At 64.3% G+C, this 26,882-nt stretch carries 25 protein-coding genes, 3 tRNA genes and 1 pseudogene; 8 read left to right on the top strand and 21 right to left on the bottom strand.

From position 1 onward, the window contains the following. Positions 1–87 precede the first annotated feature (87 nt). From ABEA18_RS12470 to ABEA18_RS12460, 3 genes are all read right to left on the bottom strand, one after another. Positions 88–447 carry a helix-turn-helix domain-containing protein gene (locus ABEA18_RS12470; protein ID WP_345449721.1) on the bottom strand — a complete coding sequence of 120 codons (360 nt, stop codon included), beginning with the start codon at positions 445–447 and terminating at the stop codon, positions 88–90. Further along, positions 428–805 carry a hypothetical protein gene (locus ABEA18_RS12465; protein WP_345449720.1) on the bottom strand — a complete coding sequence of 126 codons (378 nt, stop codon included), beginning with the start codon at positions 803–805 and terminating at the stop codon, positions 428–430. Before ABEA18_RS12465 ends, ABEA18_RS12470 begins: the two co-directional genes overlap by 20 nt. 399 nt (positions 806–1,204) lie before the next feature. Next, on the bottom strand, positions 1,205–1,345 hold the full coding sequence (locus ABEA18_RS12460; protein WP_345449876.1) for a hypothetical protein: 141 nt from the start codon (positions 1,343–1,345) through the stop codon (positions 1,205–1,207). Here ABEA18_RS12460 and mobF point away from each other — a divergent pair. Further along, positions 1,323–2,568: pseudogene (gene mobF, locus ABEA18_RS12455) on the top strand (MobF family relaxase). The gene ABEA18_RS12460 and the pseudogene mobF overlap by 23 nt on opposite strands. 100 nt (positions 2,569–2,668) lie before the next feature. Here mobF and ABEA18_RS12450 read toward each other — a convergent pair. The 5 genes from ABEA18_RS12450 to ABEA18_RS12430 form a co-directional block, all read right to left on the bottom strand. Beyond that, positions 2,669–2,742: transfer RNA gene (locus tag ABEA18_RS12450), tRNA-Ile, on the bottom strand. 100 nt (positions 2,743–2,842) lie between these two features. Further along, positions 2,843–4,039, bottom strand: coding sequence for a glycosyltransferase (locus ABEA18_RS12445; protein WP_345449719.1), 1,197 nt, complete (start codon positions 4,037–4,039; stop codon positions 2,843–2,845). Between the two features lie 110 nt (positions 4,040–4,149). Further along, a complete protein-coding gene (locus ABEA18_RS12440; RefSeq protein WP_345449718.1) occupies positions 4,150–5,055 on the bottom strand; it encodes a DMT family transporter in 906 nt (301 codons plus the stop codon). Continuing rightward, positions 5,055–5,678: a CDP-alcohol phosphatidyltransferase family protein gene (locus ABEA18_RS12435; protein ID WP_345449717.1), complete on the bottom strand. Its 624-nt coding sequence runs from the start codon at positions 5,676–5,678 to the stop codon at positions 5,055–5,057. Before ABEA18_RS12435 ends, ABEA18_RS12440 begins: the two co-directional genes overlap by 1 nt. 50 nt (positions 5,679–5,728) lie before the next feature. After that, the gene (locus tag ABEA18_RS12430; protein WP_345449716.1) at positions 5,729–6,577 is read right to left on the bottom strand and encodes a phage holin family protein; all 849 of its coding nucleotides are present in this window, start codon (positions 6,575–6,577) and stop codon (positions 5,729–5,731) included. Between the two features lie 178 nt (positions 6,578–6,755). On the opposite strand from ABEA18_RS12430, the gene ABEA18_RS12425 reads away from it, so the two are divergent. The 3 genes from ABEA18_RS12425 to ABEA18_RS12415 all read left to right on the top strand — a co-directional run bounded on the left by ABEA18_RS12425 (position 6,756) and on the right by ABEA18_RS12415 (position 8,702). Next, on the top strand, positions 6,756–7,985 hold the full coding sequence (locus ABEA18_RS12425; protein WP_345449863.1) for a multidrug effflux MFS transporter: 1,230 nt from the start codon (positions 6,756–6,758) through the stop codon (positions 7,983–7,985). 69 nt (positions 7,986–8,054) lie between these two features. Further along, positions 8,055–8,234 carry a glycine zipper domain-containing protein gene (locus ABEA18_RS12420; protein ID WP_236816563.1) on the top strand — a complete coding sequence of 60 codons (180 nt, stop codon included), beginning with the start codon at positions 8,055–8,057 and terminating at the stop codon, positions 8,232–8,234. Positions 8,235–8,294: 60 nt separating this feature from the next. Further along, positions 8,295–8,702, top strand: a complete 408-nt coding sequence (locus tag ABEA18_RS12415; RefSeq protein WP_059387862.1) for a hypothetical protein — start codon at positions 8,295–8,297, stop codon at positions 8,700–8,702. A 105-nt stretch (positions 8,703–8,807) separates the two neighbouring features. Here ABEA18_RS12415 and ABEA18_RS12410 read toward each other — a convergent pair. Continuing rightward, positions 8,808–8,880 (bottom strand) — tRNA-Asn (locus ABEA18_RS12410). A gap of 207 nt (positions 8,881–9,087) precedes the next feature. On the opposite strand from ABEA18_RS12410, the gene ABEA18_RS12405 reads away from it, so the two are divergent. The 3 genes from ABEA18_RS12405 to ABEA18_RS12395 all read left to right on the top strand — a co-directional run bounded on the left by ABEA18_RS12405 (position 9,088) and on the right by ABEA18_RS12395 (position 13,151). Continuing rightward, complete coding sequence (locus ABEA18_RS12405; RefSeq protein ID WP_345449714.1) at positions 9,088–9,858, top strand: MBL fold metallo-hydrolase; 771 nt, start codon at positions 9,088–9,090, stop codon at positions 9,856–9,858. Between the two features lie 162 nt (positions 9,859–10,020). Continuing rightward, positions 10,021–12,654 (top strand): fibronectin type III domain-containing protein, encoded by a 2,634-nt coding sequence (locus tag ABEA18_RS12400; RefSeq protein WP_345449712.1) that lies wholly within the window; start codon positions 10,021–10,023, stop codon positions 12,652–12,654. Between the two features lie 140 nt (positions 12,655–12,794). Next, on the top strand, positions 12,795–13,151 hold the full coding sequence (locus ABEA18_RS12395; protein ID WP_345449710.1) for a cupin domain-containing protein: 357 nt from the start codon (positions 12,795–12,797) through the stop codon (positions 13,149–13,151). A gap of 79 nt (positions 13,152–13,230) precedes the next feature. Here the strand turns inward: ABEA18_RS12395 and ABEA18_RS12390 are convergent. The 12 genes from ABEA18_RS12390 to ABEA18_RS12335 all read right to left on the bottom strand — a co-directional run bounded on the left by ABEA18_RS12390 (position 13,231) and on the right by ABEA18_RS12335 (position 26,602). After that, positions 13,231–13,303, bottom strand: a tRNA-Asn gene (locus tag ABEA18_RS12390). Between the two features lie 60 nt (positions 13,304–13,363). Next, positions 13,364–15,307 (bottom strand): DNA primase, encoded by a 1,944-nt coding sequence (gene dnaG / locus ABEA18_RS12385; RefSeq protein WP_345449708.1) that lies wholly within the window; start codon positions 15,305–15,307, stop codon positions 13,364–13,366. 60 nt (positions 15,308–15,367) lie between these two features. Beyond that, positions 15,368–16,678: a deoxyguanosinetriphosphate triphosphohydrolase gene (locus ABEA18_RS12380; protein WP_425550519.1), complete on the bottom strand. Its 1,311-nt coding sequence runs from the start codon at positions 16,676–16,678 to the stop codon at positions 15,368–15,370. A gap of 113 nt (positions 16,679–16,791) precedes the next feature. Next, the gene (dusB, locus tag ABEA18_RS12375; protein WP_345449707.1) at positions 16,792–17,973 is read right to left on the bottom strand and encodes a tRNA dihydrouridine synthase DusB; all 1,182 of its coding nucleotides are present in this window, start codon (positions 17,971–17,973) and stop codon (positions 16,792–16,794) included. A 37-nt stretch (positions 17,974–18,010) separates the two neighbouring features. Continuing rightward, positions 18,011–18,622, bottom strand: a complete 612-nt coding sequence (locus ABEA18_RS12370) for a response regulator transcription factor (RefSeq protein ID WP_345449706.1) — start codon at positions 18,620–18,622, stop codon at positions 18,011–18,013. Next, positions 18,619–19,776, bottom strand: coding sequence for a sensor histidine kinase (locus ABEA18_RS12365; protein WP_345449705.1), 1,158 nt, complete (start codon positions 19,774–19,776; stop codon positions 18,619–18,621). Before ABEA18_RS12365 ends, ABEA18_RS12370 begins: the two co-directional genes overlap by 4 nt. A 22-nt stretch (positions 19,777–19,798) precedes the next feature. Beyond that, on the bottom strand, positions 19,799–20,575 hold the full coding sequence (locus ABEA18_RS12360; RefSeq protein WP_345449704.1) for an ABC transporter permease: 777 nt from the start codon (positions 20,573–20,575) through the stop codon (positions 19,799–19,801). Next, complete coding sequence (locus ABEA18_RS12355; RefSeq protein WP_345449703.1) at positions 20,572–21,510, bottom strand: ABC transporter ATP-binding protein; 939 nt, start codon at positions 21,508–21,510, stop codon at positions 20,572–20,574. Before ABEA18_RS12355 ends, ABEA18_RS12360 begins: the two co-directional genes overlap by 4 nt. A 104-nt stretch (positions 21,511–21,614) precedes the next feature. Beyond that, positions 21,615–23,045 (bottom strand): YibE/F family protein, encoded by a 1,431-nt coding sequence (locus ABEA18_RS12350; protein WP_345449702.1) that lies wholly within the window; start codon positions 23,043–23,045, stop codon positions 21,615–21,617. 70 nt (positions 23,046–23,115) lie between these two features. Next, complete coding sequence (locus ABEA18_RS12345; RefSeq protein ID WP_345449701.1) at positions 23,116–24,090, bottom strand: GNAT family N-acetyltransferase; 975 nt, start codon at positions 24,088–24,090, stop codon at positions 23,116–23,118. A 2-nt stretch (positions 24,091–24,092) separates the two neighbouring features. After that, positions 24,093–25,478, bottom strand: coding sequence for a glycine--tRNA ligase (locus tag ABEA18_RS12340; RefSeq protein WP_345449700.1), 1,386 nt, complete (start codon positions 25,476–25,478; stop codon positions 24,093–24,095). A gap of 83 nt (positions 25,479–25,561) precedes the next feature. Further along, the gene (locus tag ABEA18_RS12335; RefSeq protein WP_345449699.1) at positions 25,562–26,602 is read right to left on the bottom strand and encodes a DMT family transporter; all 1,041 of its coding nucleotides are present in this window, start codon (positions 26,600–26,602) and stop codon (positions 25,562–25,564) included. 33 nt (positions 26,603–26,635) lie between these two features. On the opposite strand from ABEA18_RS12335, the gene ABEA18_RS12330 reads away from it, so the two are divergent. Further along, complete coding sequence (locus ABEA18_RS12330; RefSeq protein ID WP_345449698.1) at positions 26,636–26,866, top strand: RNA-binding S4 domain-containing protein; 231 nt, start codon at positions 26,636–26,638, stop codon at positions 26,864–26,866. Positions 26,867–26,882: the final 16 nt, after the last annotated feature.

Here is a 26,882-nt window from a genome sequence, read left to right as displayed (position 1 = left end):
CCGTGCTCGATCCGGGCAGTGGTCTGGTTGCCAGCCATTGGGCGGTGCATGACGGTCGAGGTGCTGAGAACCTGCGCTAGTACCGTTTTAGCCTTGCACGTGATGCTGCAGGCTGCGAAGGTCCAGTTCTATTTCGCGACCGTTCACATGAACGACCATCTTTGCGTCTTCGACGCCCGCGGCGGAAAGATAATCCATAAGAGTCGACAGCAGCATGTCTTCGCGCCGCTCCGTCTTCGAGACAACGCTCTGATCAATCCCGAGCCTTTGCGCCAACTCGTCCTGAGTCAACTCCGCAGCCTTGCGGATCGTGGCCAGGTTCATTGCATAGATGCGGTCCTCGCGCGCAGACGCTTCCCGTATTTCAGCGACACGCTCGGCCATGCCCGGCTTTGCCAGGATATGGTCGAGCCGGTCGTTGCCCTTCCTAAATGTCTTCCTCACCATTTTCCTCACCCTCCCCTTCTCTGATCCATTGATCGATGATTTGGTCCGCCCTGCTTCCCACGCTGTCGTAGAAAACGTCCCCCATGTTGGCCTTATCCCCCGAAAACAGGGCCACTACTGCGGTATTCTCATCGGGAGGAAACCAACAAATGAGCCGCACCGCAATGCCGTGATGGTAGGGGTGCGAGACCCGCCACACTTCATGCTTCTTCGACTGACGAACGGGCTTGAGGGTCGGAGTCTCGGACGTTGGAGGTGCCGGCAACCGCCGCAGGTAGTCCATCTCCGCGACGACGTACTCGAATACCGCTCTGGCCCTCTCATCACCATGATCAGCTTCGCCTTCCAGCCGGTCCAACTGCTCGTCAAAGCTTTCCGGGCCAGAAAAGTTCCATATCTGATTATGGCTTCCAAGCCATATGCATTACAAGTCATCCTGGCCGTCGCTCACGGTATTCCGTCGAGCGGCCTCCGGCCAAAGCGTCCCATCCCACCCCTCTCGTCTCTTGCCGGAATCCAAAGCAACCTACTTCGCCGAGCCGACAGAGCCACCGTCTTTGAGCTTGCCTCCGCGTGAGCACGCCTATAGGCCCTTCAACGCCACAACTCTGGCATTCAAGGCTGTCGCCGTGGGCGCTGACTCACGGCACGTCATGTTGCCGGCGGGCTAGGCGTTGACGAACCGACGTGAATGAGAAAATTTGCGACGAATGTCGTGAATGCTTCGAACCTTCTCGCACCTCGCAGCGATTCTGCTTTACATGTTGCGGCAACGGGCAGCGAGGCCGTCGACGGCGGATACGGACACGGCCATGACCATGTCGATCGCCAGGCTTTCTGCCCAGTCTGGCCTGAGGTACCTGTTCAAGACCACGATGATGGACGACGTCTCGCCCACTCCCCCGGATGCAACCAGCTACTACAGTAAGGCCGGGACCCCGCAGGGACGCTGGCTTGGCTCCGGCCTGGACGGCATCAGCCGGGCCCGCGGCGACGCCGTCACCGAAACCGATGCTAAAGCCATCTTCGACCGCACCGTCCATCCGGACTCCGGCGCTCCCCTGGGCCGGCCGCACGGCCAACCAACCGTCGTCCAAAACACCCAAGGACAAACCGGTACGCGACGTGCCGTTGCCGGTTTCGACCTCACATTCAGCGTCCCGAAATCCGTGTCCGTGCTCTGGGCGCTGAGCCCACGGGCCCTCCAGGACCAGATCCTGGCAACCCATCACGACGCCGTCAACCACCCTGGAATGGTTGGAAGAATCGGTCATCCACACGAGGGCGGGGCGCAACGGCGTCGCCCGGATCGGCACCCAAGGCGTGATCGCCGCCGCGTTCGACCACTGGGAATCACGCGCCGGGGACCCGCAGCTGCACACGCACCTGGTCATCGCCAACCGCATCCAGCGCATCACCGACGGCGCCTGGGTCACCCTGGACTCCAGGACCCTCTACAAGGCAGCCGTCGCCGCCAGCGAACACTACAACGGCCTCCTCTTCGACGCCCTCCGCCTCCAGCTCGGAACCGACACCGACATCCGCGAACCCGCAGCAACCACCCACAACCCCGGCGCGCACCTCGCCGGCGTCGACGACGGCCTGATTCGCGAATTCTCCAAACGTTCCCGCCTCATCGAGGCGGAGACCGACCGCCTGGTGGCCGAATGGACCAAAGCCCACGGCACTCCTCCTACCGCGACCACCACCATCAAGCTCCGCCAGCAGGCAACCCTTTCCACTCGAAAGCCCAAGCCCGAGACGGTCACGCCGCTGCGTGAGCTCTCCGCACAATGGCAAGCACGGGCCCTCGCCAAAGGTTTCGAACCCCGCCTCGTGCTGGCCAACACTGTGCGACGCGCGCATGCCACCCCTTTCCGAGGCTGCGACTTCGAAGAGTCCTGGGTCGACGCCGTCGGATCACTGACCCGGGAACGTGTCGCGGCCAAGCGCTCCACATGGAACCGATGGAATCTGTTGGCCGAGGCGGCCTCGCCAGGCGTGGCCGTGGCTTCCGCCCAGCTTGGCCACTCGAGCGAAAACGTGACGAGGAAGCACTACGTCCAGAAGACCCACGAGGCGCCGGATAACACCTCGCTGCTGGAGGCGTTCGGTAAATAGCTCAAAACGTTTCCGGTGGGTTTCTGGTGGATCGCTACCCCAGAACGCAAAAACGAGAGTGCCCCTGATCTGCGTTTCCGCAGCTCAGGGGCCTTTCAGGTAGGGCTACTCGGACTTGAACCGAGGACCTTAGGATTATGAGTCCCGCGCTCTAACCAGCTGAGCTATAGCCCCGAGTCACCGGGGACGCTTTGTCAGCGTCCCCGGCCAAAACACTCTAGCAAAACAATCCGGCTCCCGACGCCAAGCGAGAGGCTACGCCGGGTCTGCGTGACTAGATGACCTTGTCCTCATAGCCCGCCCCGCGGTAGAGGTCCTCGAACGTCTGCAATGTGCCTTGGATGCTGTGCGGCTCCACCATGGCGCGACTGGCCTTGCCCATGGCTTCGAGTTCGCCGGCCGGCAGACGGAAGAGCTCGGTGATCCGGGCTGCCAGCTCATTGCTGTCCCCTGGCGTGAACAGATGCCCGTTCTCGCCTTCACGCACAAGGTGCGGCAGCGCCATCGCGTTGGCGAGAAGAACCGGCGTCGACGCCGACATCGCCTCAAGCGTCACGAGGGACTGCAGTTCGGCGGTTCCGGGCATGCAGAACAGGTCCGCGCGAATGTACGCCTTCCTCAGGTCCTCGTCGCTCGCGAGACCCAGGAACCTGACCCGCTCGCCCAGGCCCAGGCGCTTGGCTTGCGCCTCCAGTGCGGCACGGACCTCTCCGCCGCCGACGATTTCAAGATGCACATTGAGTTCGGCGGGTGTTTTGGAGACGGCGTCGATCAGGACGTTCACATGCTTTTCTTCAGCAAGGCGGCCGACGAAGAGAACGGTGGGGTTGGCATGCGGTTCGATTTCTTCGCCCGGCGCCAGTTCATAAGCCGACGCGTCAATACCGTTGGACAGAGGCAGGACCTTGCGGAGGAAAGCGTGCTGGTGCATGGCCTTCGCGGCCAGCGGCGTGGGAGTAGTGACGACATCGGCCTGGCCCATGACCTTGCCCATGTCTTTCCACGAGACCCGCCCGATGATGTCCTTGAACCACTGCGGGAACGGCAAGAACGGGTTCAGGTTTTCGGGCATGAAGTGGTTGGTGGCGATGATCCGGATGCCCCGCTTCTTCGCCTCGTAGAGAACGTGTTCGCCGATCATGTAGTGGCTTTGGATGTGAACGACGTCGGGCTGCACCTTGTCGAAGAGCATCCGAATGTCGTTCTTGATTTCCCAGGGGTAGCAGATGCGAAAGTACTCGTGCGTAAAGACTCCGTGGGACTTCAAGCGGTGCACGGTGCCTTCATCCCCGAACTCGGTGAAGCTCTTGCCGTTGTCCGCCCGGCAGGCCAGCACATGGACGTTGTGCCCCCGCGCCTTCATGCCTTTGGCAAGCCGGTACCCGAACTGTGCAGCACCGTTGACCTGCGGGCGGTAGGTCTCCGCCGCGATCAGGATGGTGAGGGGTTTGTTGGTTTCGGGAACAGTCACGTGGAGAACTCCTGATGGTCACGGTGCGAACATCGCAAGACGTTTGGCCCTGCGGTGTCTTCGCCGGTTGCCTGCCGCGGGTGTGCGGGGCACGGTTGTCGAACTTTGCCCTAGGCCTTCCGGCTTGCAGCCGCCTTCGCGTCACGTTTTCGCTTGGTGACCTCGGGATGGTGCCGGCTCAGGGCAATAACCCCCACGATAGCAAGGGAAGCGGCCACGGCCATGCCGATTGCGAGCACGGCGTGGACATCGGGACGAAGCTCACCCAAAATTGCGATCCCGATGGCAATTCCGACGATGGGGTCCACCACAGTCAGCCCTGCGATCACCAAATCCGGTGGCCCACCGGAGTAGGCGCTCTGCACGAACCATGAACCAAGCCCGCCGGCAGCGGCGATTGCCACCACCGTGTACCACTGAACGTTAAGCAAAAAATGCCCGTTCGGATCCAGCAGGTGCCGGCCGATGATGCGCGTCAGCACCGCGACGAATCCGAACAACACCCCGGCTCCCAGGATGTACACGAAAGCACTCAGGCGGTGCCGGAACATGACCGCCAACGTTCCAAAGAGCCCGACGGCGAGGGTCAACAGGAGCACGATGGTGATTTCGTCCTCGCCGCTGACGTGGTGGTTCTCCTGGGTGGCGTTGACAGCCAGCAGGACGAACATCGCCGAGCCGGTCACGCAAGCCGAGATCGCCACCACCGTGCCGCGATTGATTGTAAGTCCCTGGTCCTTGGCATTGACCACTGTGGTGATGACCAAGGCGATGGCTCCGATGGGCTGCACCACCGTCAAGGGTGCCGACACCAAGGCGATAGCGTTCATGCCCATGCCCAAGGCAAGCAACAGCAGGCCGAGCATCCACCGCGGATTTCTGAGAAGCCTCAAAAAACCCGTGGAACTGAGGGCGAGGCCGCCGGTATCGGCCTTAACCGCGCTGCCTTGGCGCTGGGCACCAATGGCAAGGCAAAAGGCGCCAAGCACCGCAAGAAGGACTGCGAACCAGACCATCAGCTGCGACCGCCGTCGTTGGCTTTGAGCTCTTTGCCCTTGCGGAGGATTGCCCAGAAATAGTTGTAGGCCGCCACCCAGTGCCCCAGCAGACCCAGGCCCAGGCAGATCCATGCGATCACGAAGTACACGCCGGTGTAGGGAATCGCGAGCTTCGAAAGGACCAGGAGAGGCGTGCCCAGGAGCAGGAACGCGGTCCTGATCTTGCCGATCCGGCTCACCGGGAGGTCGGGGTGGCTGTGGAAATAGAACAATGACGCAGTGGCAAGCACGACGTCGGGCACCACGAGGGCGGCCAGGTACCACCAATCCACCACACCGGCGATGGCGAGCGTGACAGCGACGGCGATGAGTGCCAGGCGGTCCGCGACGGGATCGAGGATGCGGCCCAGTTTGGAGGTTTGGTTGAAACGCCGCGCGACGTAGCCATCCACCCAGTCAGTGCCGCCCATGATGGCCAGAACGAGTACGGCGAAACCGTATTCTCGTTGCCACAGCACCAGCCACACGAACAGCGGGACGCCCATGAAGCGCAACACGGTCAGGAAATTGGGGACAGTGAAGATGAGATCGTGGTCGATCTGTGGCTGGCCCGGGCGTGCGCCTGCACCGATGAACTTCACCTGTCCCCCCTTCCGTAGTCCGCAGCCGACGCTGCTGCTTGCCGTCCCGATTACTTCTTGAACAGCTTCCGCAGTCCTACTGCGGCCACCGTGGCGGAAGCGGCGAAGAGAAACAGCTCTTTCCAGCGCGCGGCGAGCCGCTCCGGCAGCCCGGCAGGAACTTTCTCACTGAAATCTGCGAGCTTGTCGGCAGCGAACCGGCGTCCGTCGTCGAACTTTTGCCCGGCAACGTCGCGGAGGATCTTTCCCTGGGTCTTGACGTCGAGCTCGACGCCGAGCTGATCGCGAACGTCGGCGAGGTGCTCGCGGCGCTGCTCCAGACGGCGGAGCAGTTCAGCTTCGCTTGGGGCGGGGGGTTGCTCTGCTTTATGTGCTTCTGCCTTGGCGGCTTTTTCAGCCTTGGCTTTCTCAGCTGCGGCGGCTTTCGCTGCCTCCGCTGCCTTGTAGGCTTCCGACGAGGGGTCGAGGATGGAGGCATCGAAGGAAGTGCCCTCCTTGACTATGCCGAGATCGTGCTTGATGCCGCGGATGGTCTTCTCAGGCACAAGCGGCATGGCGCCTTTGAACCCGCGGAATGCGACGAGTGACCCGATAAGAATGATCAAAAGGAACGCGGCCGCAACCACAAGCGCAGCCAGCCACGGTGGCATGACCGTGGCCAGGCCCAAGATTGCCGCCACAACCAAGGCGATGACGAGCAAAGAGAGAAAGATCAGCGCAACGCCAGCGAAAGCGCCGGCAACACCCAGCTGTTTGCCTTTGCCCTTAAGTTCAAGCTTGGCCAGGCTGATTTCGTCGTTGAGCTGCCGCGGCGCGAGCCGGGCTGCAAGTTTCAGGGTGTTCGGCAACGCCGAAATGCCCGGGCGTTGGCCAGCCCGGCCGCTGTGACGTCCACTCATAGGTTCCGCCTCACTGCTTCCATCTTGCTCCTACCCGGCTCCGGCACGGAGACGAATACAGCCGCCCACGCGCACCTGTCCACAAAACTACCATTCAGCTTCAGCCTCAACTTCCGGGGCGGTCCTGCGGCGCGCCCCCGCCATCGCTGATAAATATGATCTGTCGCACATAGGATTGATAATCGTGAACACTCCCCCTGTACCGGGCGATTCCCTTAGTCGACGCGAAAAACTCCTCTATATCCTGCTACTTGGCGCATTGACCGCCTTGGGTCCATTCACAGTGGATCTCTATTTGCCGGCGTTTCCCGCGCTGGAGCATCATTTCGACGTGTCAGCGGCTGCGATCCAACTCACACTCACCGGCACAACGGTGGGCTTTGCCATTGGCCAATTGATGGTGGGGCCGTTCAGCGACAAGTTCGGGCGCAGAATGCCCTTGATCCTGGCAACGGCCCTGCACATCGGGTCTTCCCTCGGCGCCGCCCTGTCCACCGACATCAGTACACTTGCCCTTTTTCGCGTCCTCATGGGCGTCGGTGCAGCCGGCGGTGGCGTAGTGGCCATGGCGATGGTCCGGGACCTCTTCGCGGGCTACGCCATGGTGCGGATGTTCTCCCGCATGTCGCTGGTGAATGGCCTGGCGCCAATTTTGGCTCCTATCATCGGTTCGCAACTGCTGTTGGTGATGCCATGGCCCGGGATCTTCTACTTCCTGGCGAGCTACGGAATCCTCGTGTTCATTGCCGCGGTTTTCCTTATCCGGGAAACGTATCCTGCCGAACTCCGCCGGCAGACGACGTCGACGGCGGGCCAACGCTACAAGGCCGTGTTCGCCGACCGGATCTTCGTCGGGATGCTGCTCGTAGGCGGGTTCAACTTCGGCGGACTGTTTGCCTACCTATCCGCGTCCACTTTCCTGTTCCAACAGGTTTACAACTTTTCCCCGCAGGAATACGGCCTGCTGTTCGGCGTCAATTCCTTGGGCATCGTCGCCGGCGTCCAGATCAGCTCCAGGGTTATCCGGCGGGTGGCACCCCAATGGATCATGGCGTTCGCCACGGCCTGGATGCTGCTCATGGCCCTTTTGATTGTGGTGTTCGATCTGCTCGGCTTCGGCCTATGGGGTGTCATGGTCCCGTTGTGGTTCTACATCCTTGCCACCGGGTTCATGTTCCCCTGCGTCCAGGTCATTGCCCTGGCCAACCATGGCGCGCAGGCCGGAACCGCGGCCTCCCTGCTGGGTGCCTCGAACTTCCTGATGGCCGGCATCATCCCACCCGTGGTTGGCTGGCTGGGCGTCGGTTCTGCCGTTCCCATGGGGGCCGTCCAGGCGGTGTGCCTCGCGGGCGCCGTGTCGGCCCTCTGGCTCGTCGTGCGGCCCCGGTCCGTCCCCTCCATCCACTGATCCGCCCATCCACAGCTGTCCACTGATTCGAGAAGCCCGGACGTCGCCACGGAGAAGTAGGCTCAAACCATGACGCGCAAACCGCACCGCAACGGCAGGGGCCTTTTCCTCGGAGCGATGCTCGGCGCCGTCGTCGGCTTCCTGCTGGGCCGTGGGGCCGGAAACCCTGTGTTCGGAGCGCTGCTGGGCGCCGTCGTCGGTTCCGCAATCCTCTACCGGATCAATCCCGGGCCATGGAAACGGGACTAAGCAGGCCTTCCGTTGCTTCGAGGCCTGTTGCCGGTCATGGCCCGGCGATAAAGTTGAGATGTGCCCCGTTGGCAGGAACTGCAGCCTATTCCAGCCCCATGGCAGCGCAAGGATGATGGCATCCTGCCGCTGTGGTGGGATCGTCTATGCACCGTGACAAGTCCGCAATCCGCGGCCCTTTACGCGGCCGGGCTCTTCACCGAGGACCGCCGCCGGCCGATCGCGCAGTGGTTCAATCCGACAAACGGCGCGGCCCTGCTCGTGGCTCCGGAGACCTCCCCCGAATGGCCCGTCCAACGCTTCGGAATCTTCTACGCCCCACCTGGCGGCGGATTCACCCGCGTCCACTCCGCCGCGCACGAATGGCACCCGCGGGAGCCGAGGACGCCGCCCACCGAAGATGACGCCTTCCAGTCCGCCGTGGCCGAGGCAGCGAGATTCCTTCAAGTGGAAATGGATTTCGTTTGACCACTTGGCGATGAGAATCTGCCCATTCGAGCAATTGCGCAAAATCAGACAAACCGAGGCAAAAAACAGGTCCCGCACCAATAAAACCGGTGCGGGACCTTTGCGCTCCTCCGACTGGACTTGAACCAGTAACCCTTCGATTAACAGTCGAATGCTCTGCCAATTGAGCTACGGAGGAATGAAGCGGTTATGACTTTAGCAAAGGTTTTGCCTCAAGTGAAATCGAGCCTCGGACCCTGAGGGAAGGGCCGCAGAATACCCCTCCGGGGTATCAGCAATGCCGCGGAGCCGACGCCGTCACCGAGGATAGGATGGTCCGGCGCGCCTGAGGCGCATTCGTGGGGCCTCAGAAGCGCATCCGTGACCGAAAGGAACCGAAGGAAGCATGCCTAAGAACTGGTCAGCCGAGAACAATGTGACGGAAGTTGCCGAGGACGTCTTCTTCGTCCAAGGGCCTGCCGTCAACTGGACGATCCTCAAGCAGGGCAAGGAATTCACTCTCATTGATACGGGCTATCCCGGGAACTGGCCATTGCTCCAATCGAGCATGAATTTCCTTGGACTGGCTATGGAAAATGCTGCCGGAGTTCTCCTGACGCATGGTCACTCGGATCACATAGGCAATGCCGCCAGAATATCCGCGATGGGCATTCCGGTATTTGCGTCCCATGCGGAGTTGCCGAACATCCGCCGGGAGGTCCTGGAACAAGTCACGGTCAAAGATCTTGGATCGCGGATCCTCCGCCCGAGGGTCGGCGCGTGGGCGGCACACGCCATCCGCTCGGGGGGCTTGTCCGACGTCGCGGTCCCGGGCGTCGCCGCGATGACCCAGGACATTCTCGACGGGCTCCCGGGATCTCCCCGGGTCGTCGCCACCGGCGGGCACACCAGCGGCCACGTGTCCTTCTTCGTCCCTTCAGCCAAGGCCGTGGTCACCGGGGACGCGCTCATCACGGGCCACGCCGTCAGTCCGGTCCGCGGTCCGCAGTTGTTGCCCGCTGTCTTCCATCACCGCCCGGCGGAGACCTTGGCCAGCGTTGAGGTGCTTAGGCAATTGGGCGCTGAGACCATCCTGCCGGGTCATGGGCCGGTGGTGAGCGTGCTCGACGGGACAATCGAGCTCGTGTCTGAGGGAAGGTACTCCCCTTTCGTTTGAGTCGGCGGCCTTGGGGCCGGATACGCGCATCGGAGCCTGAGTGGACGAGCGGGAGACCGGGCCTAAAACGGGTACCACCCACTCTTAACCCGTGCGATAGATAGCCAATAGGCTCCGGACCTGGGGATTCTGACCCGGTCTGTTCAGAAAAAGGGGAAGCCGATGCGGCTCCTGACCATACTGTTCCGGCGGCCCACTTGGTTCCGGTGGGCCACGGCCGCGTCCGTGCTGTTTTTACTGGGCTACTCCGCTGTCTACTTGGCGCCTGCCGCGCGTGCGGCACTTCCAAAAACAATCATCAGCCTGACCTTCGACGACGGCAATGCCGATCAGCTCCCCGCCGAACAGTTACTGAAGTCGCTCGGATTGCACGGCACCTTCTTCATTACGACCAGCTGGATCGATAATCCGTCATGGCTGACCCGTGCCAACCTGAACAGCATCGCCGCGGATGGCAACGAGATCGGCGGCCACACCATCACCCACCCGGACCTCACCACGTTGTCCACTTCGGCTGCAACCAACGAGGTTTGCGGCGGGCGGACCACGCTCGCCAGCTGGGGATTCAACGCCACCGATTTCGCCTATCCGTTCGCCGCTGAAAACTCTTCCGTCGAGCAAATCGTGAAGAATTGCGGTTTCGCGAGTGCGCGCAATTTGGGTGATATCCGTTCGCCTGCGAGTTGCTCGAGCTGCCCCTTCGCGGAAACGCTCCCCCCAGCCAATCCATACAACACAGCGGCACCGGACGAAGTCGACAGCACGTGGACGCTGCAGAACCTCGAGGACCTGGTTACGAACGCGGAACCGGGAGGGGGCTGGGTCCAGCTGACCTTCCACCACATCGCGGTAGGAACAGATCCCACTTTGACTATCGACCCCAATCTCTTCAAGACTTTTGTCACATGGCTGGCTGCGAGAACGGCCAACGGGACCACGTCAGTTCAAACGGTCGCCCAGGCATTGGGCAATGTGCCCAACCAGCCCCCGGTAGCCGCCTTCACATCCTCGACGGCGGGTCTGACAGCCACGTTTGACGGTTCGACTTCGACCGATCCGAACGGGACCGTGGCCTCTTACAGCTGGGACTTCGGCGACGCCTCCGCGGCAGGCACGGGCGTGAAGCCATCGCACACTTACGCCGCAGCAGGAACGTACCAAGTGAAGCTGACGGTCACCGATAGCTCGGGCCTCACGGGGAATGTCACGCACGCGGTAACTGTAGCTGCCGCGCCGACCGCGCCTGCCGCACCGGCGGGTGTGAGCGCGACGGCGGGCAACGCCTCCGCCACCGTGTCCTGGACAGCGCCGGCCAACGGCGGGTCCCCGATCACCTCCTATACGGTGACGCCTTCGTTCGGCGGCACGGCCCTGGCCCCGGTGACTGTTACCGGAAATCCGCCCTCGACGACGGCGACCGTCACCGGACTGACGAACGGCACCGCCTACACGTTCACGGTCACTGCCACGAACGCCGTCGGGACCTCCACGGCTTCTCCGGCCTCGGCTCCCGTCACGCCGACGGCCCCGGTTCCGGGCGTCACCAACGGCGGGTTCGAATCCGGGCTCACCTCCTGGACCACCGGCGGCGTCAAGGCACCCGTGGCCTCGACCACCGCCCACACGGGCACCGGCTCCGCGCTCCTCGGCCTTGCCTCCGGGGCCGAGCCGCTCGGGGACAGCAACCTGTCCCAGACCATCACCGTCCCCGCCGCCGGGACGTCCACGCTGTCCTTCTGGTACCAGCCGCACACCGCCGACGACACGTGCAGCGGCACCACGTGCCGTTACGACTGGATGGAAGCACAGGTCCGCAGCACCAGCGGCACAGTCCTGTCGAGCCTGTTCAAGCTCAGCAGCAACTCCGGCGCCTGGACCCAGCTCAGCGCAAACCTCTCCGCCTACAACGGCCAGAGCATCGTGCTCTGGTTCAACGTCCACCTCGACGGCTCCAGCCCCGCGGATGACACCTGGATGTACCTCGACGACGTGACCCTCACCAACAGCCAGGCCACCCCCACGGCACCCTCCGCCCCGACAGGGGTCACCGCGACGGCGGGCAACGCCTCCGCGACCGTGTCCTGGACCGCCCCGAACAACGGCGGCTCCCCGATCACCTCCTACGCCATCACCCCGCACGCCGGCGCCACCACCCTGGCCCCGGTCACCGTCACCGGGAACCCGCCCGCCACCAGCACCAACGTCACCGGACTCAGCAACGGCACCGCCTACACCTTCACCGTCACCGCCACCAACGCCATCGGCACCTCCCCGGCCTCGGCGGCATCCGCGCCGGCCACCCCCACGGGAACCACCACCTCGGCCATCACCAACGGCGGCTTCGAATCCGGGCTCACCGCCTGGACCACCGGCGGCGTCAGGGCACCCGTGGCCTCCGCCACCGCCCACACGGGCACCGGCTCCGCACTCCTGGGCCTGGCCTCCGGAACCGAGCCCCTTGGCGACAGCAGCCTGTCCCAGACCATCACCATCCCCGCCACCGGAACCACCACCCTGTCCTTCTGGTACCAGCCCCACAGCCAGGAAGACCCCTGCACCGGCAACGCCTGCCCGTACGACTGGATGGAAGCACAAGTCCGCACCACCACCAACACCACCCTGGGAAGCCTGTTCAAACTCTGCAACAACAACGGCACCTGGACCCAGCTCACCGCCGACCTCACCGCCTACAAAGGCCAGACCATCACCCTCTGGTTCAACGTCCACCTCGACGGCTCCAGCCCCGCCGACGACACCTGGATGTACCTCGACGACATCACCCTCACCACCCGATAGTCGCCCCCACGATCAGGTATACGAATCAGACGCCAAAAATCCCCGCCCTCTACCGGGGACGGGGATTTTTGAGCAGCGTTGCAATGGGCCTTCAAGTCTTGAAGCACCTACGGCATCAACGTCAAGGAAGAGGAAGAGCCATGGCAAAGCCCGAATTTGAGTTCACCCCTACGGAATCGGTGGACTTCACACCCTGCAACCCGCATATCGAGGGCCTGTCCGAGGCGATCCTGGCGCGGGATTCAGACAACGACTGCGTCACGCGCATCCTGAAGTTCGAGCCGGGCACTGACACCTCCCCCAACGGCGTTCTGACGCACGAATTCTGGGAAGAGGTCTTCATCTTCGAAGGCTCGATTGTGGACAAACGGCTCGGCCGGACCTTCAAGGCCGGCGACTGGGCCACCCGTCCTCCGGGCATGGAACACGGTCCGTGGGTCTCCGAGAATGGGGCCAAGATGTTCGAAGTCCGGTACTACACGGAGCGGAGCCACTGAGAAAAGCCTGGCCCCCACGAACGGGCTGGGTACGAAAAATCCCCGCCAGCACGCAGCTGACGGGGATTCCGACTCAAAGCTCCTCCGACTGGACTTGAACCAGTAACCCTTCGATTAACAGTCGAATGCTCTGCCAATTGAGCTACGGAGGAATGAAGCGTGTACAAGCCTAACAAAGGGCTGCCGGGAAACGAAATCGGGCAGGAAAGGCTTCAGCTATCCATGCGGAGGGCGCGGCGCTGCATTTCCAGCTGCATGAGTTCCCGGTTGAGGCGTTGGAACTCTTCCGGCTGGGCCGAGGCATCCAGGCGCTGCAATTGGCCCATCTTGTCCGCCTTGACCCTGGTGATCTGCAGTTCGAAGAGTCGGGCCAGGATGTCGCGGCAATAACGCTGCAGCGCTTCGGGAGTGCTGGCCGGCAGCGGAACGACTGCAAGCTCGGAGACCAGGCCTTGGAGTGGTTCCGGGACTTCCCGCCGAATCCCTTCCACCCAGGCCACAGGGTCACCCGCGTGGGCCAGCCCGGCGGCCCGGACGGCAGTGTGCACGGCTGAGTAGGCAGGAGTGACGAAGTGGCAGGCTTCAAACCGTTCCCATGCGCCACCGATGAGCGCAGCTTCGCCACCCAGGACGGCGGGGTTCTGGATGACCACTTCGAGGGCCTGCCGCTCCATGGCGGCAATGGGATCCCTCGGATCCGGGCGCATAAAGGCGATGGGAGCGTCCGACGGCGGTGCTGCCGCCGGCTGGCCGGCCTGGCCCGGCGTTGTGCCCTGCCCGGCCCCCGTGGCTCCTGCGGTGCTCGCAGTACCCGGCGCGCCGGAAGCAGCGCGTTTGGCAGCCAAACCCACCGCCCGGCTGACTTCCTCAATGGGCATGCCGAGCCAGCCTGCCAGCTCGCGGACATATGCTGGGCGGATGCCCGAATCACGGATCTGCGCAACCACTGGGGCCGATTCCCGCAGGGCTGAGACGCGGCCTTCCACGGTGTCCAGGTTGTGTCGTTTGAGGGACGCCCGGATCGCGAATTCGAAGAGCGGCCGGCGGGTGGCGATCAAGTCCCGGACAGCCGCATCCCCCTTGAGTTGGCGCAAGTCGCAGGGGTCTGCTCCGCTCGGTTCCACGGCCACGTAAGTCTGCGCGACGAAACGCTGGTCCTCCTCGAAGGCGCGCAATGCCGCCTTCTGGCCGGCGGCGTCGCCGTCGAAGGTGAAGATGACCTCTCCCCCGGTGCCGTCGTCGGACAGCAAGCGGCGGGCGATCTTGATGTGGTCCGTGCCGAAGGCCGTACCGCACGTGGCCACGGCGGTACCGACTCCGGCAAGGTGACAGGCCATGACGTCTGTGTACCCCTCCACCACCACCAGCTGCCGGTCCTTGGCGATGTTCCTTTTGGCGAGGTCGATTCCGTAGAGGACCTGGGACTTCTTGTAGAGCACGGTCTCCGGAGTGTTCAGGTATTTCGGGCCCTGGTCGTCTTCGTACAGCTTGCGGGCACCGAAGCCGATGGTGTCGCCGGCGATGTCCCGGATGGGCCAAATGAGCCGGCCCCGGAAGCGATCATAGATACCCCTGTTGCCTTCGGAGAACATTCCCGTCAGCTTCAGCTCACCGTCCGTGAATCCGCGTCCACGCAGGTGTTTCAGGAGTGAATCCCAACCCTGGGGCGCGTAGCCTACGCCGAACTGCTCGGCCGCGGTCCGGTCGAAACCGCGGCCATGGAGGAAGTTCCGGCCCTCGGCGGCACCTGCCGTGAGCAGCTGGGCGCGGAAGAATTCGTCGGCGATCTTGTGGGCATCCAGCAGACGTTGGCGCTTGCCGACCTCTTCGCGGTTGGGACCGGTGCCGCCGTCTTCATAACGCAGCTCGTAGCCGATCCGGGCTGCAAGCTTTTCCACGGCTTCGTGGAAGGAGCTGTGGTCCATTTTCTGGACGAAGGAGATCGCATCGCCGTCTTCGCCGCAGCCGAAGCAATGGTAGCGGCCGACCTGCGGACGGACAGTGAACGACGGCGAGCGCTCGTCGTGGAAGGGGCAGAGGCCCTTGAAAGTGCCCAGGCCCGCGCCCTTGAGGGTGACGTAGCCGTCCACTACTTCCTTGATATCGGTGCGCTGGCGTACTTCGTCGATATCTTCACGTTTGATCAGGCCAGCCACGTCACCATCCTAGTCGCTCCACGGGGGCGCCCCTGAGCGAGCCGGCAACTCGCGCGCGGCCTACCAGAGCGACGGCAGGCTACCCACCAGGCGTTCGTACATCGCCAGCGCCGAAGCGTCCGTCAGGGACGCCACCTGGTCGATGACGACGCGAAGCCGGGCGCCGTCGTCGGGGGCATCCCGCCAGTCCGCGGCGAACATGGGTTCCAGATGCCGGTCTCCGCTCGCGTTGAGTACGCCCACCAGGGCGTGCAGGACTTCGCGCTGCCGCTCATAGACGGGCTGCCGATGGTCGGTGGAGATCACGAACGTCGTGGCAAGGCCCTTCATGGCGGCGATCTCCGTGACGGTTTCCTCCGCGACCATGAGTTCGGCGCCGTAGCGCGTGAGGTGGTCCGGGCCGAAGTGCGCCCTCGTGGTCTCCAAGGCACTCTGGCAGAACCGGCCGATCAACTGGCTGGTCATGTCCTTCAGCGCGGCCATCGACTTGCGGCTGCCGTCGGCCTCGCGGACCCACACGCTCGTGGCTTCGAGGCGGGCCAGGGCGGCGTCGATTTCAGCCGGATCGTTATGGGGCAGGTACCACTGCTTGGTATACCCCACCACTCGGGCCCGGTGGTCTGGATTGTCCAGCCACTTCAACTGGAAATGGCCGGCAACGATGGCGTCCTCGACATCGTGGACCGAGTAGGAGATATCGTCGGCCAGGTCCATCACCTGGGCCTCTATGCAGGAGCGGTGGCCCGGGGCGCCATCACGAAGCCAAGCAAACACGGGCAGATCGTCTTCATAGGCACCGAACTTGCTGCTCCGCTGTCCGTGGATGACGGGGGCATCGACGGCGGACCACGGGTATTTGGACGCGGCGTCGAGGCTGGCCCGGGTCAGGTTCAGGCCCGCAGGCCGTCCGTCGGCAGCAAGGACCTTGGGTTCAAGGCGGGTCAGCAGGCGCAAGGTCTGGGCGTTACCTTCGAAGCCGCCGATTCCGTGGGCTATCTCGTTGAGCGCGGATTCCCCGTTGTGGCCGAAAGGCGGATGGCCAAGGTCGTGGCTCAGGCAGGCCGTGTCCACAACATCCGGATCGCAACCAAGCGCCCGGCCCAACTCGCGGCCCACCTGGGCCACTTCAAGGCTGTGCGTCAGGCGGGTACGGACGAAGTCGTCGGTGTCCGGGGCCACCACTTGGGTTTTGGCCCCGAGCCGCCGGAGGGCTGAGGAATGCAACACTCGTGCCCGGTCCCTCTCGAAGTCCGAACGGTAGGTATTCTTCCGGGGTTCCTGGACCCAGCGTGCCGAGTCGGCTTCCACATAGCCTGGAATGCCCGTTGCGTTTTCGGCCGGGCGTGCTGCAGACATCGCTTCAGTTCCCATGGGTATCTGCCTCCTCCGCTTGCCGTGCACCGGCGTCTCTTCAGCCGGTGCCTATGCAGCCAGTTTTCCATGACTCTGGCCGTGCGCGTGCACGCGGCGGCCCCGGCCGCGCTTTAGCCGCCTGAGACGTCGAGTTCGGCTGCGGCGATATCGCGCGTCTGATCCGCGTCCATCTGCCGGCTGAGCAGCCAATCCTTGGGCAAGGCCGGCTTCTTCGGGGAACCCGCCCGTCCACGCGGGCCCTCCGAGTCGATGCCCGGGTACGGCAGGTCCATGTCGAGTTGGTCCAGGAGCTCGCGCAGGACCTCGAGTGTTGGCACGGTGGCCAGTTTGGCGCGCAGTTCGCCACCCACGACGTAGCCCTTGAAGTACCAGGCCATGTGCTTGCGGATCTCTCGCAGCGCCTTGTATTCGTCGTTGCCGAAGGTTTCGATCATGAGCTCGGCGTGCCGGTAGACGCCGTCGGCTACCTCGCGCAGGCCCGGACGGTGGCGCTCGTCGCTTCCCTCAAACGCTGCCTGGAGGTCACCGAAAAGCCACGGGCGGCCTTGGCAGCCACGGCCCACCACGACGCCGTCAATCCCGGTTTCACGAACCATGCGGACTGCGTCTTCTGCGGACCAGATATCGCCGTTGCCCAGGACGGGAATGTCGGGGAGGGCCTCGCGCAGCCGTGCGATCGCGGACCAGTCGGCCTGGCCGGAGTAGAACTGCGCGGCCGTGCGGCCGTGGAGCGCGACGGCAGCTACGCCGGAATCGCGGGCGATGCGGCCGGCGTCGAGGTACGTGAGGTGGTCCTCGTCAATGCCCTTGCGCATCTTGATGGTCAGCGGGATATCGCCCTTGGAGGCTTCCTTGACGGCGGTCTGGACGATCGAGGTGAAGAGGTCGATCTTCCAAGGGAGGGCGGATCCGCCGCCGCGCCGGGTGACTTTCGGCACGGGACAGCCGAAGTTGAGGTCGATGTGGTCCGCCCGGTCTTCCTCGACGAGCATGCGCACTGCCTGGCCAACAGTGACGGGGTCAACGCCGTACAACTGCACGGACCGGACCTTTTCGTCGTCGTCGTGGGAGATGATGCGCAACGATTCCGGGGTGCGCTCCACCAGGGCACGGGAGGTCACCATCTCCGCGACGTACAGGCCGCCGCCGTATTCACGGCACAGCCGGCGGAAGGCCGAGTTCGTGATCCCGGCCATCGGGGCAAGGATCACGGGGGTGTCCACGGTGATCCGGCCGAGCTGCAGCGGGGGCAGTTCGAGCTTGGGCGAAGGGGGCGTTGCTACTACAGTCACCCGTCCATTGTCTCAAAGCGGGGCAAATCGACTGGACCTAGAGCAGCCAGCCGTTGTCTTCGGCGATCCGCACAGCCTCGGCGCGGGTCCGGCCGCCGGTCTTGGCCATCGCGGCGGAGAGGTAGTTCCGCACGGTCCCTTCCGAAAGCATCGCCGACTTCGCGATATCGGCCACCGTGCCGCCGTCGGAGGCTGCCTTGAGCACCTCCCCCTCCCGTTCGGTCAGCGGGCTGTCTCCCGCGGTCAAGGATTCGGCGGCGAGCACGGGGTCCACCACCCTGAGCCCCTGATGGACGCGCCGCACCGCTTCGGCCAATTGCCGCGCCGGTGTGTCCTTGACGACGAATCCGGAAGCACCGGCCTGCATCGCCCGCTTGAGGTAGCCGGGCCGTCCGAAGGTGGTCACCATGAGGACCCGGCACGACGGCGCGGCCCGCCGTACGGCCGCAGCCGCGCTGATGCCGTCCAGGCCAGGCATCTCGACGTCGAGCATGGCCACGTCGGCGGAGTACTCGACGACGGCGGCCGCCACCCCGGTCCCGTCGCCCAGTTCCGCGACCACCTCGATGTCCGGTTCCAGTCCCAGCAAAGCCGCGAGTGCTCCGCGCACGAGCGCCTGGTCGTCTGCTATCACCAATCGGATGTTCATACCTCAACCGCCAATCTGAACCCTCCCAGGTCACTCGGGCCAATGCTGACGGTTCCCCCGGCGGCACCCACGCGTTCGCGGATCCCTGCCAGTCCGTTCCCGGGGCGGCCCCCGGAGGCCGGGCCGACGCCGTCGTCCTCCACCAGGACGCTCGACGCCGTCAACCGGACGCGGCAGCGCGCGGCACCGGAGTGCCGCACCACGTTGGTGACGCCTTCGCGCAGCACCCAGCCGAAGAGCTCCCTGTGCCGCGCCGGAACCTGCTCCACGGTTCCCGGCAGTTCGGCGTCGATCCCGGCCGATTCCAAGGCAGTCCGGGCGACTGCGAGCTCCGCCAGGACGTTGACCCCGCGGTAACCCGCCACCGTCGCCCGGACGTCGGCGAGCGCGCCGCGGGCCAAGTCCTGCACCGCGGAAATTTCGGCGGCTGCCCGGTCCCGGGCAGGGTAGTCGCCGGGGACGGTATCCAGCATCCTGCCGGCCAACTCAGCCTTCACGGCGATCACCGTCAGGGAGTGCCCCAGGATGTCGTGCATGTCCCGGGCCACACGGCTGCGCTCTGCTGCGACGGCTGCGTCGGCCAGTTCAGTCTGCGCTTCCCGGAGCCGTGCTGTCTGCCGGATCAGCCGCGCGAAGGCGGACATCATGAGGCCAAGGGACAAGATGATCCCGGCCTGGAGCAAGGCCTGCTCCCCGTTGCCCGTCACCAGCTGGGAGGTGAAGGAGACAAGGGCCAAAGTGACGATGAGGAAGAAATCCGTGCGCGGCGGAAGTGACGTCATGGCGATGGCGCACGCGAGGAACGTCCAGGTCCACAAGGCTTCCCGTCCGATGATGAGGATCATCAGCCCGTTCAGCGCCAGCAGGATGCAGACAGACACGATGCCGGCGCGGGTGCCTAGGCGCCAACTGATTTGGGGCAGGAAGACGTAGGCCGCGAAGAACACGATCAAGGACGCCGACGCCGCCATTTTCCAGGCCAGCGGCTCGTCCACGGACCACACGATGTTCCACGTCGGCCAGGCCCAGAGCAGGATGGAAAGTCCCGCGCCGATGAACCAGCCCCGTGGCCCAGGACCGCGGAACACGGTGCTGCGGAACACGCTTCCGGTGATCACATCCCTGAAGGAGGTTCCGCCTGCATTGCTGGTCATGGTGCCAACCTTAGCGGCCTGTTCAGACACGTTTCGTGTCGCGGCGGAACGCCATGGCAGCCCCGGCCACGAAGATCACGAGCCAGATCAGCACGTTGAGAACCCACGCCCAGTCGAACTCGCCGGTGATGGGGCTCCGGGCCAATTGCCCGATCCCGTATGCGGGCGTGAACTTGGCGATGTTACCGAAGGTCTCGCCCATGATCTCGATCGGCATGAACAGTCCACCGAGCATGGCAAGGATGGCCAGGGCCGGGCCGAGGATCTGCATGACGTTCTGGCTCGGCATGAGGTATCCGACGAACAAGCCAAGGGCCGCGAAGACCAGGGAGCCGAGCCAAGCGACAAGCCCCGCTGTCAGCCAGGTCTGGGCATCCATGGTGACGCCGGCGAGGGCACCGATGACGAACTGGGCCACGACGGCAATGAGGGACAGCGTCAGCGCAGCCATGGCTTTCACCGCGATGTACGCTCCTGGCAGGAGGGGTGTGAGGCGAAGCTGGCGGCTCCAGCCTTGGGCACGCTCCACCGCCACTTGGCTACCGGCGCCCGTAGCGGCGGTCATCGCGGCATAGACCGTGAGGCTGATGAGGATGTACTGGCCGTAGCTGTGTCCGTTGGGCAGGAGCTTGTCCTTGTTGGACAAGCCGAAAATGAAGAAGAAGATGGCCGGCATAAATACCGTGAAAATGATGGTCCGGCGGTTCCGGAGCATCCGCTTGATCTCGATCCAGAGGAAGGTGCGGTTGACCCCGCCGGTGGACGGCTTCCGTTCCTGGACGACTGTTGCCGTGCTCATACGAGGTCTCCTTCAAGTGTGATGCTCGTGGATTCCGGTACGGCATCGTCTCCGGTGAGGGCGACGAACGCCTCCTCGAGGTTGTTGGCCGCCACCTCGACGTCGTGGGCACCCGTGTTGTTGAGCAGGAAGCGCACGACGGCGTCCGAGTCGCCCGTGCGGACGGTGAGGCGGCCGCCGTCGTAATCCATGCTTTCGACGGGCGGCAACCCGGCCAGCAGACCGCGCTCTGTTGCCGGAAGTGAAGCCTTGACGGTGCGGCCCGAGGCAAGGTTCTTGATCTGGGCGGCGGTGCCGTCCGCAACGATGCTGCCTTGCCGGACCAGGACAATCCTGTCCGCGTAGGCGTCGGCTTCTTCGAGGTAATGGGTGGCGAAGATGACGGTCCGTCCCCGCTGGGCGTCGGCCCTGATGGCGTTCCAGAAGTCGCGTCGTCCCGCGACATCCATGCCGGTAGTGGGCTCGTCCAGGATCAGCAATCCGGGATCGGAGACGAGGGCCATGGCGAAGCGCAGCCGTTGCTGCTGGCCGCCTGAGCACTTTTCCACCTTGCGGTCGGCGATCTCCAGGATGCCCGCCCGCGCCAGGACTTCGTCCACGGGCCGGGAGGAGTCGAACATGGCAGCGTTGAGCTGCACGGTCTCGCGCACGGTGATGTCCCGCAGCAAGCCGCCGGTCTGCATCACCGCTGCCACCTGGCCGCGGGCGATGGCTCCCCGCGGAGTGTGGCCGAAGATGGAAACGCTTCCCTGGTCCGGGGCGCTCAATCCGAGGATCATGTCGATGGTGGTGGTCTTGCCCGCCCCGTTGGGACCGAGGAACGCCACCACTTCCCCCGGCTGCACGGTGAGGTCGAGGCCGCGGACGGCATGGACCTTCCCGAAGCTTTTGTGCAGTCCGGCGGCGTGGACGGCCGGCACACTCGCTGTTGTCATGACTCTCCTTGGCTTTTGTTTACTCCACTACCCATCAAAACCCGGATCCGTGTCCGGTGCCCGGGCGTGTGTCACCAATGAGGGATGACAAATGTCATCGACGGCTAGCGGCGCTCGGCTTCCCTGCGTGCCCGCCTGGTCATGACGACGGCGGCAAGCTCGCCGGTGTCGAACGATTCGAAGGCCTCGGCTGACCCGGCAGTTTCAAGCTCGCGGACCTTCCCGTCGTCGTCGGATGCTTCCAGATCCCCCGTGCCAGCAGCCGCGAGCCGCCTCGGACCGGTCGCTTTGACCACCAGCACGGCGATCAGGGTGGTCACCGGGATGGCCAACACCAGGCCGATGGACCCCACCAGGGTGCGGATGACTTCCTCGGACAACTCGGCACTGGTGAGGGCATCGACCAGCGGGCGGTTGTACAGCATGACAATGATCAGGATGGGCAGCGCGGCACCGGCGTACGCGAAAGCGATGGTGTAGACCGTGGAGGCGATGTGGTCCCGGCCGATCCTCATGGCTGAGCTGAACAGCTTGCGTGCGCCGGTTTCCGGCGCGAGCTCGTAGAGTTCCCACACGGCCGCGGACTGGGTAATGGTCACGTCGTTGAGGACTCCGAGCCCGGAGATAATCAACCCGCACAGGATGATGCCGGACAGGGAGATCTTGTCCGACATGTTCACGAGCGTGGCGCCCTCGCTCGTGGCGATCCCGGTCAGGTTGGCGGCATCCGTGGCCCAGGCCGCCAGCAGCGCCGTAATACCGAGGCCGAAGATCGTGCCCAGCAACGCGGTGGAAGTCTTGGCCGAGAATCCGTGGGCGAAATAGAGCACCCCCATCATGATGGCCGTGGAGCCGACCAAAGCCACGAGCAGTGGCGGTTTGCCTTCCACCAATCCCGGAAGCATGAAGCTGACCATCACCACGTAGGCTCCGGCCAGTCCAAGGAGCGCCCTGAAGCCGCGCCAGCGCGCCACCGCAATGACCACCACGGCATACAGGAGAGCCAGAAGCGCCATGGGAACGGTCCGCACGAAGTCCAGGAAAACGTACGACGGCGAGCCGTTGCCTGCCGCTGCGCCTTGCACCCTGGAGAGGTTCAAGTAGCGGATGCTGTCCCCCACTTTGACGCCGTGGGACTTGGCGACATCCGGGTTGATGACCACTTTGACTGGACTGCCGCCGTTATCCGGTTGCGTGGACGCGAAGGTGCATTGGGACCCTTGCGGCTGTGCGCCACTACTCTGGTTCGTGCCGTTCGTACTCGGCGCCTGCGTCCCTTGCGTGCAGCTTTCCTGGGTGACGGCTTGGATCTTGCCGGTATCGAACGTCACCCCGGGAGCGGCCGTGTAGGGGCTCGCGAAGGTGATGCCTTCCTTGCTCCCGGACGGCCACATGACGAGCATGGCTACGATCGTGAGCACGGCAATCGGGGCCAGTACGGCAACGAGTAACCAGTTGGCCCGCTTGCGTGCCGCGAGTGCCTGCGGGCTTGGCTCGAAATGCTCTGTGTGTCCGTGTGAATGGCCGTGACCCATTAGCTGCAAAACCTCATGCCCACAAGCCTACGTGGGGCGGCGCGAGGACCCGCCAGGCGGGGAAGAACAGCTATTCGCTGACCACCAGGGTGTCCGCCCCGCGGAGCTTCGCCTTGCCCAGCTCCAGCAAAGGATCGACGACGGCGCGCACCGCCGTCATGGAATCGTCCACCTCGAGGAGCACGGGGTGCTGATAGGCAATAAGCGCCAGCAGGTCACGGATTGCGGCGCGCGCCTCGCCATCCTGCAAAAGCGGATCGTGGCCAAGGAACACTTCCGAAGGCTCGTCCGAGCTGCCTTGGGCGTAGCTGATGGCGAAGGCCTGCAGCTTGCCCTTGCGGGTGGCAGGAACGCCCGAGCCAAAGGCACTCGCCTTGGGCGCTCGCAGCACCACCGCACCGTGTGCCCCCGTCAGGTCATCGAGGAACAGCCGCTGCACAGTGGGGATGCCGAGCACTCCGGGGTTGTCCCAGTGATGCACGGCGGTGTAGTACCGGCCTACGACGTCGCTCAGTTCCACTGAACCCGTGGCGAGGTCTTCCACTTGCTCGGAGGCCGCTGCTTCGGAGCCGTCTCCAAACACCGGAAGCCTGAGCGGCTCGGGATCAACCACCACAAGCTGCGAACGCTGGATGGGTGCAAGTCCCGCCCACTCGGCGAAGGCGGCGCCGGCCGTGCCGGGCTCCACCTTGCTGCGCAGCTTGCTGACGCCCGACGGCGACTGCTCGGCTTCGCGCCGCAGCATGGTCAGGAGCGTGGCCCCTATCCCGCTCCGGCGGTGGTCCTTGGCAACCTCGATGTAGGCCCAGAGCCGTTCCGGGTGCAGTGAGGCCTCGTGGACCACACCTGCCGCCACCGGGATGCCGATGCCGTCCACGACGTCTTCGGCAACGATGCACCGGCGCCAAGGCTGGCCTTGGCCGCTGTTGCTCGACGGCGCCAGGGCCGCGCGGAATTGCTGGGCCGGCAGGGTCTCGGGCCCGCCCCACATTTCCAGGAGGACGAGGTCGTCGCCCTCACGCCATTCGCGGTATTCGATGGCCACGCTTAGGCGCCGATCAGTCGCGCGGCCAGGTAGCCCTCCACCTTGTCCAGGGACACACGTTCCTGGCTCATGGTGTCGCGCTCACGTATGGTGACTGCCTGGTCGTCGAGGGTGTCGAAGTCCACAGTGATGCAGAACGGAGTGCCGATCTCGTCCTGGCGACGGTAGCGGCGGCCGATGGCGCCGGCGTCGTCGAAGTCGATGTTCCAGTTCTTGCGCAACTGGGCGCCCAGGTCCTTTGCCTTCGGGGACAGGTCCTCGTTGCGGCTCAAGGGCAGCACGGCCGCCTTGACCGGTGCCAGGCGCGGATCAAGCTTCAGGACGGTGCGGACGTCGACGCCGCCCTTGGCGTTGGGTGCCTCGTCCTCCGTGTAGGCGTCCACAAGGAAGGCCATGAAGGAACGCGTCAGGCCGGCGGCCGGTTCAATGACGTACGGCGTGTAGCGCTCGTTGGTGGCCTGGTTGAAGTAGCTGAGGTCCTGGCCGGATGCCTTCGAGTGGGTCGACAGGTCGAAGTCGGTGCGGTTGGCGATACCCTCGAGCTCACCCCACTCGGAGCCCTGGAAACCGAAGCGGTATTCAATATCCGTGGTGCCCTTGGAGTAGTGGCTGAGCTTGTCCAAAGGGTGCTCGTAGAAACGCAGGTTCTCCGGCCGGATGCCCAGATCGGTGTACCAGGACATGCGTTCCTTCATCCAGTACTGGTGCCATTCTTCGTCCGTGCCCGGCTCGACGAAGAATTCCATTTCCATCTGTTCGAACTCGCGGGTGCGGAAGATGAAGTTGCCCGGCGTGATCTCGTTGCGGAAGGACTTGCCGATCTGACCGATGCCGAACGGCGGCTTCTTGCGGGATGTGGTGAGCACGTTGCTGAAGTTGACGAAGATGCCCTGCGCGGTCTCCGGGCGCAGGTAGTGCAGGCCTTCTTCACTGGCCACGGGGCCCAGGAAGGTCTTGAGCAGCCCGGAGAACTCCTGAGGTTCGGTCCATTGGCCGCGGGTGCCGCAGTTGGCGCAGGCAATGTCCTTGAGGCCGTTTTCGGCGGGACGGCCCTTCTTTTCCTCGTACTCTTCCTCGAGGTGGTCGGCACGGTAGCGCTTGTGGCAGGAAAGGCACTCGACCAGGGGGTCGGAGAACACGTCGACGTGGCCGGAGGCTTCCCATACTTGGCGGGGCAGGATCACGGAGGAATCGAGGCCCACAACATCTTCGCGGCCGCGGACAACGCTCTGCCACCACTGGCGCTTGATGTTTTCCTTGAGTTCGGCACCGAGGGGGCCGTAGTCCCATGCGGACCGGGAGCCACCATAGATTTCACCGGCCTGGAACACGAAGCCCCTCCGCTTGGAGAGGGAAATGACCTGGTCGAGGACGGATTTTGCTGCCATGGGTAACTCCAATGTTCTACAGGGCCGCTGGGTGCGGTCCGTGCTTGTGCGCGAAGGTAATGCTGTGCAGGAAGCTGCGTGTCCTAGCCTACCGGCCTTTGGTTGCTGTCCTGCTTCCGGGACTGGCCCGGCTGGCCCTTGCCGGGGCGGCGGGAAGAGAGCGCACCCTTCGGCCACGGCAACGTGGCGACGATGATGGCGAACAGGGTCAGCAAGGTGCCAAGAATCGTGGGCATGGCCACCACGGTTCCGGGAGCCGGCAGGACCAGGTCAAGCGCGAGCGATCCGAGCAGCTGGCCCGCGATCATTCCCAGCCCGGTGACCAGGACACCGAGGCTGCGGACCAACAAGGCAGCCAGGCCGATAAAGACGCAGCCCATGGGCCCGCCCAAGTAGTACCACCATTCGGCGGGCAGGGCGTGGCCATGACCAAGCAGCGACAACTTGACGAGCCAGGCGATCCAGAGAATGACCGTTCCGGCCACGAAATTCACCAGCGTCGCGGCGATAGGGCTGCCGTAGTGCACGGTCGCTGTGCCGTTCATCGCCTGCTGGAAACTCATGAGGCAACCCGCCACGACCGGCAACAGGATCGGCAGCAGCAAAGACCCGACGTCGGCGGCTGCCCCGAGGCGCGGCGAGACGGCCCAGACGACGGCGGCGATCGTCAGGACGCTGCCGAGGATGCGGACCCCGGTGATCGAGCGTTTGCCGCCGGGACCGATGCCGAGCCGGTCCACGAGCAGTCCGCTCAGGGTCTGGCCCGTCACCGCGGCGACCGTGAACAAGGCCACGCCAAGCAAGCCGACCGTGAATGATTGCGCGAACACGAACAGGGCGCCGATACCGCCGGCCAGGACGTAGAACCGCGGAAAGCTCCGCTCCCTGAGGGCGGGCAGGATCCTTCGCAGTGCTGCGCGGCCTTTCGGCAGCGCCAGCCCGATCGCCGCGATCAGTACCAGCCCGGTGGTGAAACTCACGACGGCGGCCGCGATGCCGTCGTCGAGCGTTGCTCCCAGGGCGCCATTGATCCGGCCCTGAAGGGGGATCACGAGCCCGGTGGCCACGGCGAGGAGCAGTCCGGTGAGCAAAGGGCGGGACGTTGGGCGGGACGACTGCGGCATTTTCACCACCTTACTTCAGGCATCATTGCTTGTATGAGCAACCCGGAAATCGAAGAAATCCCCATCCGCGACGACATGATCCGCCTTGGTCAGCTCCTGAAGCTCGCCAACCTCGTGGAGGACGGCGTGGAAGCCACGGAACTCATCAAGAACGGCCTGGTCAAAGTCAACGGCGAGATCGACGATCGGCGCGGCCGCCAACTCCATGTAGGCGACACCGTGACCGTCAACGGGCAGACGGTGCGGATCACCGCCGCTTCCTAGTTCGGCAACGCGGGGT

The sequence above is a fragment of the Arthrobacter gyeryongensis genome (assembly GCF_039543785.1).
Lineage (GTDB): Bacteria > Actinomycetota > Actinomycetes > Actinomycetales > Micrococcaceae > Arthrobacter > Arthrobacter gyeryongensis.
This window is presented reverse-complemented; position numbering and strand designations above follow the sequence as displayed.